Source organism: Pseudomonas putida group bacterium ESBL64 (assembly GCF_045277175.1).
Taxonomy (GTDB): Bacteria; Pseudomonadota; Gammaproteobacteria; order Pseudomonadales; family Pseudomonadaceae; genus Aquipseudomonas; species Aquipseudomonas alloputida.
The window spans coordinates 4335123-4353600 of sequence record NZ_CP145799.1 but is presented as its reverse complement, the minus strand read 5'-3'; the positions used below and the strand labels follow the sequence as shown (position 1 = coordinate 4353600).

Here is an 18478-nt window from a genome sequence, read left to right as displayed (position 1 = left end):
TTATGCCCGCCCCTGCCGACTGGCACACCCCGCCAAGACAAATCCGCCCGTTCGCCCTAGAATGGCGGTAATTTTTTCCGGTGAAGCGATATGAACGACCAGCGCAAAGGCGACCACGCCGAACCCACCACCCATTTCGGCTACCAGGACGTGCCTGAAAGCCAGAAGGCGAAAAAAGTCGCCGAAGTGTTCCACTCGGTAGCAGCCAAGTACGACCTGATGAACGACGTGCTTTCCGGCGGCATGCACCGCCTGTGGAAGCGGTTTACCATCGAGCTGTCGGGCGTGCGCAGCGGCAACCGCGTGCTGGACATCGCCGGCGGTACCGGTGACCTGGCGGCCAAGTTCTCGCGTCTTGTCGGGCCGACCGGGCAAGTGGTGCTGGCCGACATCAACGATTCGATGCTCAAGGTTGGCCGTGACCGCCTGCTTGACCGTGGCGTGGCCGGCAACATCGAGTTCGTCCAGGCCGACGCTGAAAAGCTGCCGTTCCCGGACAACCACTTCGACTGCGTGACCATCGCTTTCGGCCTGCGCAACGTTACCCACAAGGACGCCGCCATCCGTTCGATGCTGCGCGTGCTCAAGCCCGGTGGCCGCCTGCTGATCCTGGAGTTCTCCAAGCCGACCAACAAGCTGATGTCCAAGGCCTACGACGCCTACTCGTTCGCCTTCATGCCGCTGGCTGGCAAGCTGATCACCAATGACGCCGAGAGCTACCGTTACCTCGCCGAGTCGATCCGCATGCACCCTGACCAGGAAACCCTGAAGAGCATGATGGTCGAGGCCGGTTTCGACCGCGTCACCTACCACAACATGACCAGCGGCATCGTTGCCGTGCACCGGGGAATCAAGCCCTGATGTTGCTGGCCGGGCTGCTCGCCAGCGTCGAACATGGCCTGAACCGCATCCTGCGCCTGGACAGCACGGCCCTGCCGCGGCTGGCCGCGCTGGAAGGCAAGGTCATCGAGATCGACTGCCGCCAACCGGCCCTGCAGGTGTTCATCCTGCCCGATGAAGAGGGCCTGATGCTCGCCGCCCATTGGCAGGGCGAGGTCGACTGCCGCCTGCGCGCCCCCGCCGGTAGCCTGGCGCAACTGGCCTTGGTCAAGGACAAGACCGCTGTGCTGCACAGCCCGCAGGTCGAGCTGCACGGCGACAGCGCCGTACTGCTCGACCTGTTCGGTGTGCTGCAGGACCTGGAGCTGGACTGGGAGCACGAGCTGCAACGCTGGCTTGGCCCGGTCGCCACGGCAATGCTGGCCGGCCATATCCGCCTGCGCGCTCGCTGGACTCGCCAAGGCCTGGCACGGTTCAGCCAGATCCTGTCCGAATACCTGGCCGAAGAATCCCGTACCCTGGTCGGCAAGCGCGAAGCCGAAGCCGCCTTCAGCGAGCTCGATGCCTTGAAGCTTGATACAGAACGCCTCGAAGCGCGCCTCAGGCGCCTCTCCCGATCCCTTGATACCAGCGATAACGCATGAAGCTGCTCGCCGTCCGACGTCTTTTTCGCATCCAGCGTGTGGTAATCCGCTACCGCCTCGATGACCTGCTGTTCGACCAGCCCTTGCTGCCCTGGTGGCTGGCCAGCCTGCGCCTGTTGATGCCGTGGCGCTGGCTGCCACGCAAGCCCACCGAACTCAGCCGTGGCGCGCGCCTGCGCCTGGCACTGCAGGACCTGGGGCCGATCTTCATCAAGTTTGGCCAGCTGCTGTCCACCCGCCGCGACCTGCTGCCCCCCGACATCGCCGACGAGCTGATGCTGTTGCAGGACCGTGTGCCACCGTTCGACCCGAAAAAAGCCGTGGCCTTGATCGAGGAACAGCTCGGTGCAAAGGTCGGCGAGGTGTTCAGCCGTTTCGACGTCGAGCCTCTGGCCTCGGCCTCGGTGGCCCAGGTGCACGCCGCACGCCTGAAAACCGGCGAAGAGGTGGTGGTCAAGGTGGTGCGCCCGGGCCTGAAGCCGGTCATCGCCCAGGACCTGGCCTGGCTGTTCCTGATCGCCAAGGCCGCCGAACGCGCCTCGGCGGATGCCCGTCGCCTGCACCCGGTGGAAATCGTCGGCGACTACGAAAAAACCATCTACGACGAGCTCGACCTGCTGCGCGAGGCTGCCAACGCCAGCCAGCTGCGGCGCAACTTCGAAGACTCCGAGCTGATGTACGTACCCCAGGTGTACTGGGACCTGTGCCGCCCCAAGGTGCTGGTGATGGAGCGCATCTACGGCGTACCGGTGACCGACATGGCCACCTTGGCCGACCAGCGCACCGACATGAAGCTGCTGGCCGAGCGCGGCGTGGAAGTGTTCTTCACCCAGGTGTTCCGCGACAGCTTCTTCCATGCCGACATGCACCCTGGCAACATCTTCGTCAGCACGGTCAAACCGTGGAGCCCACAGTACATTGCCATCGACTGCGGCATCGTCGGCAGCCTCACCGCCGAGGACCAGGACTATCTGGCGCGCAACCTGTTTGCCTTCTTCAAGCGTGACTACCGCCGCGTCGCCCAGTTGCACATCGACTCGGGCTGGGTGCCGGCAAACACCAAGGTCAACGAGTTCGAAGCAGCGATTCGCACCGTGTGCGAGCCGATCTTTGAAAAACCGTTAAAAGATATTTCCTTCGGCCAGGTGCTGATGCGCCTGTTCCAGACTGCACGGCGCTTCAACATGGAAGTGCAGCCACAACTGGTATTGCTGCAGAAAACCCTGCTCAACATCGAAGGCCTGGGCCGTCAGCTGTACCCCGACCTGGACCTGTGGAGCACCGCCAAGCCGTACCTCGAACGCTGGATGCGCGACCGCTATAGCCCCAAGGCGGTGTTCGGCAACCTGCACAGCCAGGTAGAGCAACTGCCGCACCTGGCCGGCATGACCCGCGACCTGCTCGAGCGCCTGTCGCAGCCTCACCTGCACGATCCACAACTGCCGGAACGGCGCCGCCAGGGCGACCGCTGGGCGCTGCGCCTGCTGGGCGCCGGCCTGCTTGGCGGTGGCGCAGTTTTGGCTGCAGGCGCTGCCGAAACCGCCAGCCTGGCCGCCCCGGCCGCCTGGCCAGCCTGGTTGATGCTGGCTGCGGGCCTTTACCTGATCGTGCGCCAATAGCCAGCCGCGCCTGTGGCTGGCACACTAGCGCAAAGGGCCCGGCACAGGAGCGGGCCCGCTTTGGAGTCGACGATGAAAGACTGGCTGGACGAGATCAAGTGGAACAGCGATGGCCTGGTACCGGCGATCGCCCAGGACCACAAGACCGGACGCGTGCTGATGATGGCCTGGATGAACCGTGAATCGCTGGCCCTGACGGCCGCCGAGCAGCGTGCCATCTACTGGTCGCGTTCGCGTGGCAAGCTATGGCGTAAAGGCGAGGAGTCCGGGCATGTGCAAAAACTGCATGAGTTGCGCCTGGACTGTGACGCCGACGTGATCATCCTGATGGTCGAGCAACTGGGCCATATCGCCTGCCATACCGGTCGTGAAAGCTGCTTCTACCGCGTCTATGAAGACGGCCAGTGGAAAATCGTCGACCCGGTCCTGAAGGACCCGGATGCCATCTACAGCGCAGGACATTGACATGAGCGACACCCTCAACCGCCTGGCCGAAGTGCTTGAAGAACGCAAGCAAGCGGCGCCTGACAGCTCCTACGTGGCCAGCCTGTACCACAAGGGCCTGAACAAGATCCTTGAAAAGCTCGGCGAAGAGTCGGTCGAAACGATCATTGCTGCCAAGGATGCCCAGATCAGCAAGGATTACAGCGATGTCATCTACGAAACCGCCGACCTGTGGTTTCATAGCCTGGTGATGCTCAGTGCGCTGGGCCAGCATCCGCAAGCCGTGCTGGATGAGCTGGAACGCCGCTTCGGGCTTTCCGGGCATGATGAAAAGGCCGCACGCCAGCCATCTGCCTGATGTTTTATCGAGGACGCCCGCTCCCACAGGCGCCGGGTTGCCGCATCGATATGCTGTACACACAATTTTCAGGAGTACGAAATGGGTATCTTTGACTGGAAACACTGGATCGTCCTGCTGGTCGTCGTGGTCCTGGTGTTCGGCACCAAGAAGCTGAAGAACTTCGGCAGCGACCTGGGCGAGTCGATCAAGGGCTTCCGCAAGGCCATGAACGAAGAAGAGAGCAAGCCGGCCGAGCAGACTCCGCCGCCTGCCCAACCTGTGCCACCGGTGCAAAGCACCGCGCAGCCGCAGCAAGGCCACACCATCGAAGGCCAGGCCCACCCGGTCCAAGAGCCGCAGCGGAAAGACTGACCCATGTTCGGCATCAGTTTCAGCGAGCTCCTGCTCGTCGGCCTGGTCGCCCTGCTGGTGCTCGGCCCCGAGCGCCTGCCGGGTGCCGCGCGCACGGCAGGCCTGTGGATCGGCCGGCTCAAGCGCAGCTTCAACAGCATCAAGATGGAAGTGGAGCGCGAAATAGGCGCCGACGACATCCGCCGCCAGCTGCACAATGAGCACATCCTGCAGATGGAAGAGGAAGCCAAGCGCATCCTCAACCCGCTAGCGCCACCCGCACAGCCGCCAGTGACCACGGCCAGTGTGCAGCCACCTGCCGGGCTCGAAACCAGGCCGGTTGTCGAGCCAGCTGCCACCCCGGCCGCTTCTTCTGAACCGCCTCAACCGCCGCGAGCCCCATGAGCGAGAATCCGGAACACGACCAGCCGATGCCGCTGGTTTCGCACCTGACCGAACTGCGCACCCGCCTGCTGCGCTGTGTTGCCGTCATTTTCCTGATCTTTGCCGGGCTGTTCTCCTTCGCCCAGCAGATCTACACACTGGTTTCCGCGCCGCTGCGCGAGCACTTGCCGGCCAACGCAACGATGATCGCCACCGATGTGGCCTCGCCGTTCCTCACGCCGTTCAAGCTGACCATGATCGTCTCGCTGTTCCTGGCCATCCCGTTCATCCTTCAGCAGATCTGGGGGTTTATCGCGCCAGGGCTGTACCGCCATGAAAAGCGCATCGCCATTCCACTGTTGGTGTCGAGCATCTTCCTGTTCTATGCCGGCATGGCATTCGCCTACTTCCTTGTATTCCCGCTGATCTTCGGTTTCTTCGCCAGCGCCACGCCAGAAGGCGTTTCGATGATGACCGACATCGCAAGCTACCTCGACTTCGTGATGACGCTGTTCTTCGCCTTTGGCGTGGCCTTCGAAATCCCGGTGGCGGTCGTACTGCTGGTGTGGATCGGCGTGGTCGACGTGAAGTACCTGAAGAAAGTCCGCCCGTATGTGATCATCGGCTGTTTCGTGGTCGGCATGGTTCTCACCCCACCGGACATCTTCTCCCAGACCCTGCTGGCCGTGCCCATGTGGCTGCTGTTCGAGATCGGCGTGCTGTGCGGCAGCCTGATCCGCAAGCGCAGCGCCCACGACGAAACCGCCGACGACCATAACGACCAGCCACCAGCGACCCAACCGTGAACCTGCTGCTTCTTGAAGAGGCCGACTTCGTCTCGGCCAACCGCGTCGTTCTTGCTGATCGGCGCTTCACCCATATGCAGGATATCCACCGCGTGGCAGTGGGCGACAACCTGCGCGTGGGCCGTATCAATGGCCTGATGGGCAAGGCCACGGTGCTGCGCCTGGAAAAGCACGAAGCCGAACTTGAAGTGGCCTTCGACCAGCAGCCACCGGCCAAGCTGCCGCTGACCCTGGTGCTGGCAGTGCCTCGACCAAAAATGCTGCGACGGCTGTTCCAGACCGTGGCCACATTGGGCGTGCCGCGGCTGATCCTGCTGAACAGCTACAAGGTCGAGAAAAGCTTCTGGCAAACACCTTTTCTACAGCCCGAGAGCATTCGCGAAAACCTGATCCTGGGCCTGGAACAGGCACGCGACACCGTGCTGCCCGAGGTGATCATCGAAAAGCGCTTCAAGCCTTTTGTCGAAGACCGCCTGCCCACCATCGCCGCCGGCACCCTGGGCCTGGTCGGCCATCCCGGCCCCTACCCAGCCTGTCCGCGCGCCGTAGAACAAACCGTTACCCTGGCCATTGGCCCCGAGGGTGGCTGGATCCCCTACGAGATCGACCTGCTGGGCAAGGCAGGCCTGGCGCCGGTACAGCTGGGTGATCGCATCTTGCGGGTGGAGACCGCCGTTACTGCGCTGCTTTCGCGTATTTTCTGACACAAACACCACTTTTTCGCCCATCAAGTTTCCCTCTCCCGGGCCGATGGCCTTGGCAACAATACAATTATTTGTGCTGCCAAGCCGCCGGGGAGTCGAACATGTATCAATGGTTAGCCCAATCGCTGGGCGATGTGAGCGTCAATCGCAAACTGGGGCTGGGTTTCGGCCTGGTGCTGCTGTTTACCCTGGCGATTACCCTGACCGGCTGGCACGGCATGGACAGCATCATCGACCGTGGCGACAAGCTGGGAAACATCTCTGTTATCCAGCAATACACCCAGGAATTGCGTATCGCCCGCCAGCATTACGATCGCCGCCGCGACGACGCTTCGCTGGCAGAACTGGAAAAAGCCCTGAGCAACCTCGACCGCCAGGTGCAGCGGATGCTTGGCCAGATCGAACAACCCGCCGACCGCCAACGCCTCGAACAGCAACGCGAGGCAGTGCGCACCTACCAGCAGGCATTCAACGAGCTTAAGCAAGCCGACCAACGTCGCGAAGCCAGCCGTGATGTACTGGGTAGCAGCGCCGATAAAGCCGTGGAGTTGATAGGCCGCGTACAGCGTAGCCTGCTGCAAGGCGCAAACATCAACCAGTACCAGCACGCGGTGGACGTCAGCGCCCTGCTGCAACAAGCGCGTTTCCAGGTGCGTGGCTACACCTACAGCGGCAATGCCGATTACCAGCAAACGGCACTGAAGGCCATCGACCAGGCCTTGGCCGAGCTGCGTGCACTGCCGGCCAAAGTGCCAGCCGAACATGCTGCCAGCCTGGATGATGCCGCCACGGCCATGGGCGGCTACCGCGATGCGGTGACCCAATTCGGCAATGCCCAGCTTGCCAGTGAGCAAGCGCTGCAACGCATGGTTGAACAAGGCACGGTACTGCTGCAGGCCAGCCAGATGATGACCACCTCGCAAACTGAGGTGCGCGATGCCGCGGCCGCGCAGGCCAAAACACTGCTGGCAGTTGCCACCGTGCTGGCACTGGCCCTTGGCCTGCTGGCCGCCTGGGCCATTACCCGGCAGATCATCATCCCTCTGCGCCAAACACTGCGCGCCGCAGAGCGTGTGGCCAGCGGAGACCTGACCCAGAGCCTGCAGGTGCAACGCCGCGACGAACTGGGCCAATTGCAGGCCAGCATGCATCGTATGACCCAAGGTTTGCGTGAACTGATCGGCGGTATTGGCGATGGCGTGACGCAGATCGCCAGCGCTGCCGAGGAGCTGTCGGCGGTCACAGAGCAGACCAGCGCCGGGGTCAACAACCAAAAGGTCGAAACCGACCAGGTGGCGACCGCGATGAACCAGATGACTGCCACCGTGCACGAAGTGGCACGCAATGCCGAGCAGGCTTCGGAAGCCGCCTTGATGGCCGACCAGCAGGCCCGCGAGGGCGATCGCGTGGTGGGCGAGGCAGTGGCACAGATCGAGCGCCTGGCAAGCGAAGTGATCAACTCCAGCGAAGCGATGAACCTGCTCAAGACCGAGAGCGACAAGATCGGCAGCGTACTCGACGTAATCAAATCGGTGGCCCAGCAAACCAACCTGCTGGCCCTCAACGCAGCAATCGAAGCCGCCCGCGCCGGAGAGGCCGGGCGTGGCTTTGCCGTGGTTGCCGACGAAGTACGCAGCTTGGCCCAGCGCACACAGCAGTCGACCGAAGAGATCGAAGAGTTGATTGCCGGCCTGCAAAGCGGCACCCAACGGGTGGCCAGCGTGATGGACAACAGCCGCCAACTGACCGACAGCAGCGTCGAGCTGACCCGCCGCGCCGGCAGCTCGCTGGAAACCATCACCCGCACGGTGTCGTCGATCCAGGCAATGAACCAGCAGATTGCCACAGCGGCCGAGGAGCAGACGGCGGTGGCCGAAGAAATCAACCGCAGCGTGATGAATGTGCGTGATATTTCCGACCAGACCTCGGCGGCGAGTGAGGAGACGGCCAGCTCCAGCGTGGAACTGGCGCGGTTGGGTACCCATTTGCAAGGGTTGGTTGGGCGGTTCCGGCTGTGATCTGAACCAGCGGTCGCCCGGTCGGGCCTCTTCGCGGGTAAACCCGCGCCTACACACATGCACAGGCCGTCGTAGGAGCGGGTTCACCCGCGAATGGGCCGGCCCTGCTGGCCAATTTCCACCCGCCGTTCACCGTTGCCGCCGCCACCGTATTCGCGGGTAAACCCGCGCCTACACACACGCACAGGCCGTCGTAGGAGCGGGTTCACCCGCGAATGGGCCGGCCCTGCTGGCCAATTTCCACCCGCCGTTTACCGTTGCCGGCACCACCGTATTCGCGGGTAAACCCGCTCCTACACGCATGCACAGGCCGTCGTAGGAGCGGGTTCACCCGCGAATGGGCCAGGCCGGCTGGCCAATTTCCACCCGCCGTTCACCGTTGCCGCCGCCACCGTATTCGCGGGTAAACCCGCTCCTACACGCATGCACAGGCCGTCGTAGGAGCGGGTTCACCCGCGAATGGGCCGGCCCGGCTGGCCAATTTCCACCCGCCGTTCACCGTTGCCGCCGCCACCGTATTCGCGGGTAAACCCGCTCCTACACGCATGCACAGGCCGTCGTAGGAGCGAGTTCACCCGCGAATGGGCCGGCCCTGCTGGCCAATCTCCACCCGCCGCTCACCGTTGCCGGCACCACCGTATTCGCGGGTAAACCCGCTCCTACACACATGCACAGGCCGTCGTAGGAGCGGGTTCACCCGCGAATGGGCCGGCCCTGCTGGCCAACTTCCACCCGCCGTTCACCGTTGCCGGCACCACCGTATTCGCGGGTAAACCCGCGCCTACACGCATGCACAGGCCGTCGTAGGAGCGGGTTTACCCGCGAAGAGGACGGCACAGGACGAAATATATCCTACTGTTCGCGGCGAACTTTCCTACCTGTTTATCAGGTCAAGTCCTACAGCTCCGCTGCCGATGGGCAGAGATGTGATGCCAGCCATGCGCCTGCATCCTTTCTCTCACTCGCTCGGAGATTCCCCATGCTTGGCTCCCTCAACCGCAAGCTCGGCAACATCAGTGTCGCCGCCAAGCTGGCCCTCGGCTTCGCCGTGGTCCTGCTGCTCACCCTGGCCACCACCATCAGCGGCTGGCGTGCCCTGGATGGTGCCATCGTGCGCTCACAGCAACTCAGCGAAATAGGCCTGATCAACGACCTGACAAAAGACCTGCGCGCGGAACGCATCACCTACCGCGTGCTCAACGACGATGCCAGCAGAGCACGCATCAGCAACATCCTCGACCAGCTCAACAGCATGCTGACCACCCTGCAACAACGCAGCAACGTCGATGAGTCACGGCAGTTGCTGACAGAAAAAATGGCATTGTTGCAGAACCTGCGCGACACCTTCAGCGAACTGCAGCGCAGCGTCGTCAGCCGTGTAGCCCTGCGCGAAGCCCTGCAGTCACAGGAGCATGCACTCAGCGAGGCGATTGACCAACTGCAGACCCAGGCCTTGCTGAAAATGCCTGACAACAGTCAGCAAAGTGGTGTGCTGGGCCTGATGGATACCCTCAGCCGGCATGTCGAAGGTGCCAACCAGCAAAGCCTGGTTCCCGCCTACACCTTCGCCCCGGTCGAGGATTTTGCCAAAGTCGGTGATAACGCCCTGGATGCCGCCGACAATAGCCTTGCGCAACTGCTTGAAGGCCTTGCGCCGTTGGGCTTGCCACGCGCCATCACTGAGCAACCGGGTGTCGAGCTGAGCAAGTACCGCACCAGCCTGGATCAGTACCGCCGCGCCGCCGTACGTGTGGAGCAGTTGCAGAACAACATGGAAAACATGGGCAACGAGCTGCGAACGGTGAGCCTCGAACTGGGCAAACGCAAGGTCGAACAACGCGACAGAGAGGCCTTGGCCGCCCGGTCGCTGCTGACCAGTGTGGCGCTGCTGGCCATGGTGGTAGGGGCGCTGGCCGCTTGGCTGATCACCTTGCAGATCACCCAGCCGTTGCGCCAGACACTGGCCGTGGCTGCCCGCATCGCCAAGGGTGACCTGAGCCAGGTCGACACCGTGCAACGTCGCGACGAAATGGGCCAGCTGCAAACCAGCATGCGCGAGATGACCTTGAGCCTGCGCGAGCTGATCGGTGGCATTGATCAGGGTGTCGGCCAGCTGTCACAGGCCGCGACGCAGTTGGCGGCCAGTAGCGAAGACACCAAGCTGCGCATCAATCAGCAGCGCGAGGAAACTGACCAGGTGGCCACTGCCATGAACCAGATGAGCGCCACCGTGCAGGAAGTGGCACAGAACGCCGAGCAAGCCTCCCTGGCCGCGACCAGCGCTGACCAGCAGGCACAGGTGGGTGACCAGGTCGTCGCCGAAGCCATCGGCCGTATCGAACAGCTGGCCGGGCAGATGGACCATTGCCTGGCGGCCATGCAGCACCTGGCAGGCGAGAGCCAGCGGATTGGCAGCATTCTCGATGTGATCAAGTCGGTGTCCGAACAGACCAACCTGCTGGCGCTGAACGCAGCGATCGAAGCGGCACGGGCCGGTGAAGCCGGGCGTGGCTTTGCCGTGGTGGCCGATGAGGTGCGTGGCCTGGCACAGCGCACGTCGACGGCGACCGAAGAGATCGGCCAACTGATCGACAGCCTGCACAACGGTACCGACGAAGTGACCCGCTTGCTGGACAGCAGCAAGAGCCTGACCGAACAGAGTGTGGAGCTGAGCCGCAGGGCCGGGCACGCACTGAGCCAGATCACCGACACGGTGTCGAGCATTCAGGGCATGAACCAGCAGATCGCCACCGCCAGTGAAGAGCAGAGCGTGGTGGCCGAGCAGATCAACCGAAGTGTGATCAATGTGCGGGATGTTTCGGATCAGACCAGCGCGGCCAGTGAGCAGACGGCAGCCTCGAGTGGAGAACTGGAGCATCTGGGGCAGCAATTGCGGGGGATGGTGGGGCGGTTCAGCCTCTGACTTCGCCTCGCCCTCTTCGCGGGCAAGCCCGCTCACACAGGTACATCACCCCCCTCAAGGCAGTGGTGGACATGCAGGAGCGAGCTTGCCCGCGAAGAAGCCAGCGCGGTTACAGCACCTGGCGCAGGAATGCCTGCGCACGCGGGTCTTTCGGCGCAGCGAAGAACGCGGCCGGGGCCGAATCTTCCAGCAGTTTGCCGTGGTCGAAGAACAGCACGCGGTCAGCCACTTCGCGGGCGAAGCCCATTTCGTGGGTGACGCAAACCATGGTCATGCCTTCCTGGGCCAGGGTCTTCATCACGTCCAGCACCTCACCGACCATTTCCGGGTCAAGCGCCGAGGTAGGCTCGTCGAACAGCATCACTTTCGGGTCCATCGCCAGGGCCCGGGCAATCGCGACCCGCTGCTGCTGGCCGCCAGAAAGCCGGGACGGGAATTCGTTGGCCTTCTGCGCGATACCGACCTTTTCCAGCAGCGCCCGGGCCTTGGCCTCGCGGTCAGCCTTGTTGCGCTTGCGCACCACCTTCTGCGCCAGGCACAGGTTTTCCAGCACAGTCATGTGCGGGAACAGGTTGAAGTGCTGGAACACCATGCCAACTTCGCGGCGGTAGGCATTGATGTCGGTCTTGGGGTCGGCCAGTTGCAGGCCATCGATGGCCACATGGCCTTGGTCGAAATGCTCCAGGCCGTTGAGGCAGCGCAGGAACGTCGATTTGCCCGACCCCGACGGGCCGAGCACGACCACCACTTCGCCCTTGGCGACCTGAGTGGTGACGTTATCCACAGCCCTTACCACCTGGCCACGGGTGTCGAAGACTTTCAGCAAATCACGGACTTCAATCACTTTGCGCGAGCCTCCGCTCGAGCCGGCTGGCAATGTGCGACAGCGGCAGGTTGATCAGCAGGTACAGGCCTGCCACGCAGAACCAGATCTCGAAGGTAGAGAACGAGGTGGTGATGGCCTCACGGCCACTCTTGGTCAGTTCGGTGATGGCGATCACCGAGACCAGCGAGGTGTCCTTGACCAGGCTGATGAACTGGCCGGCCAGGGGCGGAAGCACGCGCTTGAACGCCTGCGGCAAGATCACATGGCGCATCGACTGGCCAGCGTTCAGGCCCAGCGACCGGGCAGCCTCGTTCTGGCCCTTGGCGATCGACTGCACGCCTGCACGGACGATTTCGGCCACGTAAGCACCAGTAAACAATGCCAGCGCCGCTACCCCGGCAAACTCGCGGGACAGGTTGAGCACGGTGCCGATGAAGAAGTAGAAGATGAAGATCTGCACCAGCAGCGGCGTGCCGCGCACCAGCTCGACATAGACGGTCGACAGGTCGCGCAGGGTCGGGTTGTTCGACAACCGGCACAATCCTGCGAACAGGCCGATCACCAGGCCCAGCGCCCCGGACACCACCGAGATCCACAAGGTGGTCCACAGGCCCCATGCCAGCGGGCCAGCGGCCCAATGGCGGGTTACCCCAATCTGGTCGCCTTCGGCAACATCGTCGCCGCGGCTCAGTTGCAGGCTGTCCTTGGCCACATCGAGCACTTGCTCGGCACCACTTTCGTCCTTCAGCGTGACGCGGGCGTTGTCACCGGAGATGACGATTTCCTGCACAGTGCCGTAGCCGGCAGCGCGTTGTGTTTCCTCGGCCTTGTAGGCGAAGTACTGCGGTACGCGGTTCCAGCGCCACTCGTAGGAAATCATCGAGGTGGCCATGTAAAGGCTGAGCGCCAGGCCTACCAGGACCAGGGCAGTCAACCCATGCCAAGGCCACTGGGCTTTCTTGTGTTTGATCACGTGGGGTACTTCCGTAAATGCGAACGCGCAGGGTTTGCCTGCGCGTCGGGGTCATAAAGCCGGGCTTGTGGCCTGAGCCTTATTCCATTTCCTTCAGCCAGTCCTTGTTCTTGAACCACTTGTCGTGAATACGATCGTAGGTCCCGTCGTGCTTGATCTGGTGCAGGAAGTTGTTGATGAAGTTGATGCTGTCGTAGTCGCCTTTCTTCAGGCCGAAGGCCAGCGGCTCGTAGGTGAAGGGTTCTTCGAGGAACAGCAGCTTGCCGGCGCCGGCTTTCTCTACCGCCACCACGTTGTACGGCGCGTCATAGACAAAGGCGTCGGCCTTGCCATTGACCACGTCCATCACCGCTTCCTGCTCGTTGTCGTAACCGTGGTACTTGGCTTTGCTGATCAGCTTCTTGGACACCATTTCGCCGGTGGTGCCAAGCTTGGAGGTCAGGCGATACTTCTCGTTGTTCAGGTCCTTGTACGACTTGATCTCGCCAGCCAGTTCCTTGCGGATCAGCAGGGTCTGGCCAACCACGATGAAGGGTTCGCTGAAGTTCAGACGCAGGTTGCGCTCCTGGGTCAGGGTCATGCCGCTGCCGATCATGTCGAACTTGTCGGTCAGCAGGGCCGGGATGATGCCGTCATAGGCGGTGGACACGGCCTCGAACTTCACGCCCATGGACTTGGCCATGGCTTTGAGGATATCGACTTCGAAGCCGATGATCTCGCCACGTTTGTTGGTCATCTGGAACGGCATGTAGGTTGGGTCCATGCCCACCCGCAAGGTGCCGCGCTTGACCGCGTCATCGATGGCGCCCGCCTGGGCCGCGGTCACGGCGACCAGGGCGGTCACACCGACCAGCAGTCGCGAAAGGTATTTCTTGATCATCACCAAGTCCCCTAGCAAGAAAAGTAGCGAATCTTATTGTGTTGGCACGGCCGTACTGGCCGAAGCGTCGTATCGGAGAGGGATGCTAACGCATGGCGGCCCGTGGACCTAGAGCCGCGGGGGGACTTTGTTGGCCAAAATGAGGGGGCTAGGCCAAAAAGCTTCGCGGGTGAACCCGCGCCTACAAGGGAATGTGTATCCCTGGTAGGAGCGCGTTCACCCGCGAAGAGCCCCGATCAGGCGCCCCGTAGGAGCGGGTTCACCCGCGAAGAGGCCCTGTCAGGCGCCCCGTAGGAGCGGGTCCATCGGGGCGCCGAACCGCCGCGAACAGGCCCGATCAGGCGCCGACGAGTGCCGGTTGGCCTGCGTTTTCCGGGTGCAACGGCAACAGCGGCGAATGCGGGTCATTGTTGATCGACGCACGCCACACATCGATCCAGGCCGCATTGTGCTCGGCCCACACCTGCTCGTGCAGGCGGCTCAGTGCCACCGGGTCGCTGAGCAGGGCCAGGCGAGTATTGAGGTCCAGGCCTTTTGGCCCGACTTCAATTGCCTTGGCAACGCGCTCGGCACGCAACGCTTCGATCGGTGCCGCCTGGCCATGGCGGGCAGTGGCCATGGCGCAGGCCAGGGCGTTCTGCCGCGGGTCGACCACGGCCCGCACGAAACCATCATGCAAGGCATGCCAGCGGTTTTCGTGGGTGTACTGGTCGGTAGCCAACAGCTCTTGTGGGGTGGCGTATTCCTCTGGGATGAGGAACAGCTTCTCGTCCTTGGCCGCCAGGCCCAGGCGGGTGCGGCTGGAAATCACCGATACAGGGATCGACAGCACCAGCGAACCGACGATAGGCGCCAGCCACCACAGGAAGCTCGGGTTCAACCACGCCACCAGTGCGGCCCAGGCAACGCCCAGCAGCGTCTGCGGGCCATGCCGGCGCACGGCTTCGCCCCACGGCGTGGAGTCGTCGTCACGCTGCGGCGAGTTCCAGGTCGCAGCCCAGCCGAGGAACGCGGCCAGCACGAAGCGGGTGTGGAAGATCATGCGTACCGGTGCCAGCAACATGGAGAACAGCATCTCCATCAGCATCGACAAGGTGACCTTGACGCGTCCACCGTACTCGACGGCGCCCTTGGCCCAGATCAGGATGACGCTAAGCAGCTTGGGCAGGAACAGCAGCACAATCGTGGTGGAGAACAGCGCCACAGCCTTCTCCGGGTGCCATTGCGGCCACAGCGGGTAAAGCTGGTAAGGCTCGATGAAATACTGCGGCTCCATCAGCGTGTTGGTCGCCAGCAGCGCGGTCGACAGCACCAGGAACAGGAACCACAGCGGCGCCGACAGGTAAGACATCACCCCGGTGAGAAACACCGCACGGTGAACCGGGTGCATGCCCTTGACCAGGAACAGGCGGAAGTTCATCAGGTTGCCGTGGCACCAGCGGCGGTCGCGCTTGAGCTCGTCGAGCAGGTTTGGCGGCAGTTCTTCGTAGCTGCCCGGCAAGTCGTAGGCAATCCACACACCCCAGCCGGCACGGCGCATCAGCGCGGCTTCGACGAAGTCGTGGGAAAGGATGGCACCGGCGAACGCGCCCTTGCCCGGCAACGGCGCCAGGGCGCAGTGCTCGATGAACGGCTTCATGCGGATGATCGCGTTGTGGCCCCAGTAGTGCGACTCACCCAACTGCCAGAAGTGCAAACCGGCAGTGAACAGTGGGCCGTACACGCGGGTAGCGAACTGTTGCATGCGTGCATACAGGGTATCCATGCCCGAGGCTTTCGGCCCGGTCTGGATGATGCCGGCGTCCGGGTTGGCCTCCATCAGGCGCACCAGGCTGCTCAGGCACTCGCCACTCATGACGCTGTCGGCGTCGAGCACAACCATGTACTTGTACTCGCCACCCCAGCGACGGCAGAAGTCATCGAGGTTGCCGCTCTTGCGCTTCACACGGCGCCGACGGCGGCGGTAGAAGATGCGGCCAAAGCCTTTGGTTTCGCGGCACACATCCAGCCAGGCCTGTTGCTCGGCCACGGCGATGTCGGTGTCGTTGGTGTCGCTGAGCACAAAGAAGTCGAACCGGTCGAGGTTGCCGCTGGCGGCCACCGACTCGAACGTTGCGCGCAGGCCGGCGAACACCCGCGGCACGTCTTCGTTGCAGATCGGCATCACCAGCGCGGTACGCGCCTCGGGCGCGATCGGCTCGTTGCCTGCGCTGCTGCCGGAAATCTTGTATTTGTCGCGCCCGGTGAGCAGCTCGAGGAAGCCCATCAGCGCGGTCCAGAAGCCCGCCGACACCCAGCAGAACAGGATGCCGAAGAGAATCAGGATGGAGGTTTGCAGGGCATACGGCCACACCTGCACCACCGTGTCCCACAGCGGCTGGTTGACGATTTCGTCAAAGTCCACGAACGACCAGCCCTGGTACGGCAGGATGCCTTTCATGTACCAGCCAGCGACGATGGTCTGGCCGATCATGAGCGTCAGCAGGATGTAACGGCGGATCGAGCCAACCGTGCGCCAGCGGGCCGGCGGCAGCTCGCGCTTGGGCGGCTGCGGGGCGTTGGGGCGGCCGGTCATGCGTCGCCACATGCGGATCAGCACATTGGTGCGCCATGGCTCGGGCACGACCTTGGTGCGCTTGATCGGCGGGGCGATCTTCAGGCACAGGCGACCGCTGCCGTCGACGCCGAGCATTTCAGCATCTTCCAGCTCGGCGGCGCTGCCCACGGTCAGGCGCGGGCCCACCGAGGCCTGCACGGCCTCGGCAGAGCTGGCGGCCGGGTTGGCCGCCAAGCGTTGGTGTAGCTCACTGAACGAGGTGCAGCTGGCAAGTTCAGCCCGCTGCTCGTCGCTCAGGGGTAGGTGGGCCAGGTACTCGCCAAGCGATTCCGGCCTTGCGCTTGAGTTACTCATCGGCAGGCAACTGATAGCTCCAGGTCTCGGTCAGCACCTTCTCGGTGGTGGCCGGGGCCCCGTTGGTGGGCGCCGCATCGGCGGCAGGTTGTTCGGCCTTGGCAGATTGCTCAGCCTTGACGGCTTTCTCGGCCTTGGCATGCTTGGCTGCGGCCTTGTCCTGCTTGGCGTCCTGGGCAGGCTTGGCGGGCTCGACCGGTACATCACGCACCAGTGCGGCGCGCATTTCGGTCGACTTGTTGGCTTCCTTGACCTTCAGGCGCAGGGTCAGGCGCCAGCCCTTGGTCTCAGGGTTATAGCGCAGATTGTTCTCGACCACCTCAGCGTTGTCGCCCACGCTGATCTGGCTGCGCACGGCGGTGTCTTCCGGCAGGGCGGCAAGCGCCGGGCCGGCGAAGTCGACCAGGAATGCCACGCTGCCATCTGGCTGGCGGATCAGGTTGGACTGCTTGACGTCACCCGTGGAACGCAGGGTCTGCTTGACCGAGCCCAGGTCAGGGGCCTGGAACTTCGGCTCGTCGATGGTCCAGTGCAGGCGGTAGGCGTACTCGAACGGTTTACCTGGCTCCGGCAGTTTCTCCGGGCTCCAGAAGGCCACGATATTGTCGTTGGTCTCATCGGCGGTCGGGATTTCGACCAGGTCGACGCTACCCTTGCCCCAGTCACCCTTCGGCTCGATCCAGGCGCTTGGGCGCTTCTGGTAGTTGTCGTCGAGGTCTTCGTAGTCGCTGAAAGCACGCTGACGCTGCATCAGGCCGAAACCACGCGGGTTCTCGACGCTGAAGTTACTTACAGCCAGGTGTTTCGGGTTGTTCAGCGGGCGCCACAGCCACTCGCCGTTGCCGGCATGGATCGACAGGCCTTCGGAGTCATGCAGTGCCGGGCGGTAGTTGAGCACCTTGGACGGCTGGTTGGGGCCGAACAGGTACATGCTGGTCAGCGGCGCAATGCCCAGGCGGCTGACATGGTCACGTAGGAACACGCGGGACTGCACGTCGACCACGGTGTCGTTGCCTGGACGCAAGGTCAGCTTGTAGGCGCCGGTAGAGCGCGGCGAATCCAGCAGCGCGTAGATCACCAGGTGCTTGTCGGCTGGCTTGGGCTTTTCAACCCAGAACTCGGTGAAGCGCGGGAATTCTTCGCCCGACGGCAGGGCGGTGTCGATGGCCAGGCCACGGGCAGACAGGCCGTACACGTGGCCCTTGCCGACAACGCGGAAATAGCTGGCGCCAAGCAGGGTCATGATCTCGTCCTGCTTGTCGGCCTTGTTGATCGGGTACAGCACGCGGAAACCGGCATAACCGAGGTTTTTGGTGGTTTCCGGGTCGTGCGGCACGTCACCGAACTCGAAGCGGTCCGGGTCGTACTTGATTTCCTCGACCTTGGTGGCGGTGACCTCGTTGATTTTCACCGGGGTGTCGAAGTGCATGCCCTGATGATAGAACGACAGTTTGAACGGGGTCTTGTCCTTCGCCCACTCGGCCTTTTCCTGCAGGAAACGGATTTTCTGGTAGTCCGCGAACTTCATGTCGCGGAACACGGCCGGCAGGTTGCTTTTGGGCGCGTCGTACTTCTGGCCGGCCAGATCCTTTGCCTTGGCAGCAACATCGTCAAGATTGAATGCCCACAGCTGGCCCGCGCTCATCAGGCCGACCAGAGCCACACTGGCCATCAGCGCCTTGCGTAGCCCGACGCTGGGGATTCTTGATGCTTTTTGGGGACTAACAATCACGAGCAACCCTCGCCGAAAACAGATCATGAAACCAACGGCCAGCGACAAATGCCGGGTTGGCGAGCACTGTTCGGACCCCGCGA

16 protein-coding genes and 2 pseudogenes are annotated in these 18478 nt (G+C 63.0%); 13 read left to right on the top strand and 5 right to left on the bottom strand.

What is annotated here, in order from left to right; all coding sequences use genetic code 11:
* Window positions 1-90: 90 nt before the first annotated feature.
* From ubiE to V6093_RS19740, 13 genes and pseudogenes are all read left to right on the top strand, one after another.
* Window positions 91-861, top strand: coding sequence for a bifunctional demethylmenaquinone methyltransferase/2-methoxy-6-polyprenyl-1,4-benzoquinol methylase UbiE (ubiE, locus tag V6093_RS19800; RefSeq protein WP_004576729.1), 771 nt, complete (start codon window positions 91-93; stop codon window positions 859-861).
* Window positions 861-1484 carry an SCP2 domain-containing protein gene (locus tag V6093_RS19795; protein WP_265980084.1) on the top strand — a complete coding sequence of 208 codons (624 nt, stop codon included), beginning with the start codon at window positions 861-863 and terminating at the stop codon, window positions 1482-1484. Before ubiE ends, V6093_RS19795 begins: the two co-directional genes overlap by 1 nt.
* Window positions 1481-3103 (top strand): ubiquinone biosynthesis regulatory protein kinase UbiB, encoded by a 1623-nt coding sequence (ubiB, locus tag V6093_RS19790; RefSeq protein ID WP_004576731.1) that lies wholly within the window; start codon window positions 1481-1483, stop codon window positions 3101-3103. Before V6093_RS19795 ends, ubiB begins: the two co-directional genes overlap by 4 nt.
* A 72-nt stretch (window positions 3104-3175) precedes the next feature.
* On the top strand, window positions 3176-3568 hold the full coding sequence (hisI, locus tag V6093_RS19785) for a phosphoribosyl-AMP cyclohydrolase (protein WP_003249284.1): 393 nt from the start codon (window positions 3176-3178) through the stop codon (window positions 3566-3568).
* Between the two features lies 1 nt (window position 3569).
* Window positions 3570-3905, top strand: a complete 336-nt coding sequence (locus V6093_RS19780; RefSeq protein ID WP_003249283.1) for a phosphoribosyl-ATP diphosphatase — start codon at window positions 3570-3572, stop codon at window positions 3903-3905.
* A gap of 81 nt (window positions 3906-3986) precedes the next feature.
* Entirely contained in the window at window positions 3987-4259 is a 273-nt protein-coding gene (locus tag V6093_RS19775) for a twin-arginine translocase TatA/TatE family subunit (protein WP_088512556.1), read from the top strand.
* 3 nt (window positions 4260-4262) lie between these two features.
* Window positions 4263-4643 carry a Sec-independent protein translocase protein TatB gene (gene tatB / locus V6093_RS19770; RefSeq protein WP_110745100.1) on the top strand — a complete coding sequence of 127 codons (381 nt, stop codon included), beginning with the start codon at window positions 4263-4265 and terminating at the stop codon, window positions 4641-4643.
* A complete protein-coding gene (tatC, locus tag V6093_RS19765) occupies window positions 4640-5428 on the top strand; it encodes a twin-arginine translocase subunit TatC (protein ID WP_010955577.1) in 789 nt (262 codons plus the stop codon). Before tatB ends, tatC begins: the two co-directional genes overlap by 4 nt.
* Window positions 5425-6132 carry a 16S rRNA (uracil(1498)-N(3))-methyltransferase gene (locus V6093_RS19760; RefSeq protein ID WP_014860360.1) on the top strand — a complete coding sequence of 236 codons (708 nt, stop codon included), beginning with the start codon at window positions 5425-5427 and terminating at the stop codon, window positions 6130-6132. Before tatC ends, V6093_RS19760 begins: the two co-directional genes overlap by 4 nt.
* Before the next feature lie 101 nt (window positions 6133-6233).
* Window positions 6234-7295, top strand: a pseudogene (locus V6093_RS19755) (methyl-accepting chemotaxis protein); the annotation flags it as partial.
* Complete coding sequence (locus V6093_RS19750; protein ID WP_371920361.1) at window positions 7278-8150, top strand: methyl-accepting chemotaxis protein; 873 nt, start codon at window positions 7278-7280, stop codon at window positions 8148-8150. The pseudogene V6093_RS19755 and the gene V6093_RS19750, both read left to right, overlap by 18 nt.
* A gap of 703 nt (window positions 8151-8853) precedes the next feature.
* Window positions 8854-10218 (top strand): annotated as a pseudogene (locus V6093_RS19745) (methyl-accepting chemotaxis protein); the annotation flags it as partial.
* Window positions 10201-11073 carry a methyl-accepting chemotaxis protein gene (locus tag V6093_RS19740; RefSeq protein ID WP_370626949.1) on the top strand — a complete coding sequence of 291 codons (873 nt, stop codon included), beginning with the start codon at window positions 10201-10203 and terminating at the stop codon, window positions 11071-11073. The pseudogene V6093_RS19745 and the gene V6093_RS19740, both read left to right, overlap by 18 nt.
* Window positions 11074-11182: 109 nt before the next feature.
* Here V6093_RS19740 and V6093_RS19735 read toward each other — a convergent pair whose 3' ends face one another.
* The 5 genes from V6093_RS19735 to V6093_RS19715 all read right to left on the bottom strand — a co-directional run bounded on the left by V6093_RS19735 (window position 11183) and on the right by V6093_RS19715 (window position 18395).
* On the bottom strand, window positions 11183-11917 hold the full coding sequence (locus V6093_RS19735; RefSeq protein WP_003249271.1) for an amino acid ABC transporter ATP-binding protein: 735 nt from the start codon (window positions 11915-11917) through the stop codon (window positions 11183-11185).
* Entirely contained in the window at window positions 11910-12872 is a 963-nt protein-coding gene (locus V6093_RS19730) for an amino acid ABC transporter permease (RefSeq protein WP_003249268.1), read from the bottom strand. Before V6093_RS19730 ends, V6093_RS19735 begins: the two co-directional genes overlap by 8 nt.
* A 79-nt stretch (window positions 12873-12951) precedes the next feature.
* Window positions 12952-13749 carry a transporter substrate-binding domain-containing protein gene (locus V6093_RS19725; protein ID WP_029380729.1) on the bottom strand — a complete coding sequence of 266 codons (798 nt, stop codon included), beginning with the start codon at window positions 13747-13749 and terminating at the stop codon, window positions 12952-12954.
* Window positions 13750-14089: 340 nt separating this feature from the next.
* Window positions 14090-16663 carry a glucans biosynthesis glucosyltransferase MdoH gene (gene mdoH, locus V6093_RS19720; RefSeq protein WP_003249265.1) on the bottom strand — a complete coding sequence of 858 codons (2574 nt, stop codon included), beginning with the start codon at window positions 16661-16663 and terminating at the stop codon, window positions 14090-14092.
* Window positions 16656-18395, bottom strand: a complete 1740-nt coding sequence (locus V6093_RS19715; protein WP_003249263.1) for a glucan biosynthesis protein G — start codon at window positions 18393-18395, stop codon at window positions 16656-16658. Before V6093_RS19715 ends, mdoH begins: the two co-directional genes overlap by 8 nt.
* Between the last annotated feature and the right edge of the window lie 83 nt (window positions 18396-18478).

Bases quoted from the DNA above. Each gene is read 5' to 3' on its own strand.
- ubiE (WP_004576729.1), top strand. From the start codon at position 91: ATGAACGACCAGCGCAAAGGCGACCACGCCGAACCCACCACCCATTTC.
- V6093_RS19795 (WP_265980084.1), top strand. From the start codon at position 861: ATGTTGCTGGCCGGGCTGCTCGCCAGCGTCGAACATGGCCTGAACCGC.
- ubiB (WP_004576731.1), top strand. From the start codon at position 1,481: ATGAAGCTGCTCGCCGTCCGACGTCTTTTTCGCATCCAGCGTGTGGTA.
- hisI (WP_003249284.1), top strand. From the start codon at position 3,176: ATGAAAGACTGGCTGGACGAGATCAAGTGGAACAGCGATGGCCTGGTA.
- V6093_RS19780 (WP_003249283.1), top strand. From the start codon at position 3,570: ATGAGCGACACCCTCAACCGCCTGGCCGAAGTGCTTGAAGAACGCAAG.
- V6093_RS19775 (WP_088512556.1), top strand. From the start codon at position 3,987: ATGGGTATCTTTGACTGGAAACACTGGATCGTCCTGCTGGTCGTCGTG.
- tatB (WP_110745100.1), top strand. From the start codon at position 4,263: ATGTTCGGCATCAGTTTCAGCGAGCTCCTGCTCGTCGGCCTGGTCGCC.
- tatC (WP_010955577.1), top strand. From the start codon at position 4,640: ATGAGCGAGAATCCGGAACACGACCAGCCGATGCCGCTGGTTTCGCAC.
- V6093_RS19750 (WP_371920361.1), top strand. From the start codon at position 7,278: ATGCATCGTATGACCCAAGGTTTGCGTGAACTGATCGGCGGTATTGGC.
- V6093_RS19740 (WP_370626949.1), top strand. From the start codon at position 10,201: ATGCGCGAGATGACCTTGAGCCTGCGCGAGCTGATCGGTGGCATTGAT.
- mdoH (WP_003249265.1), bottom strand. From the start codon at position 16,663: ATGAGTAACTCAAGCGCAAGGCCGGAATCGCTTGGCGAGTACCTGGCC.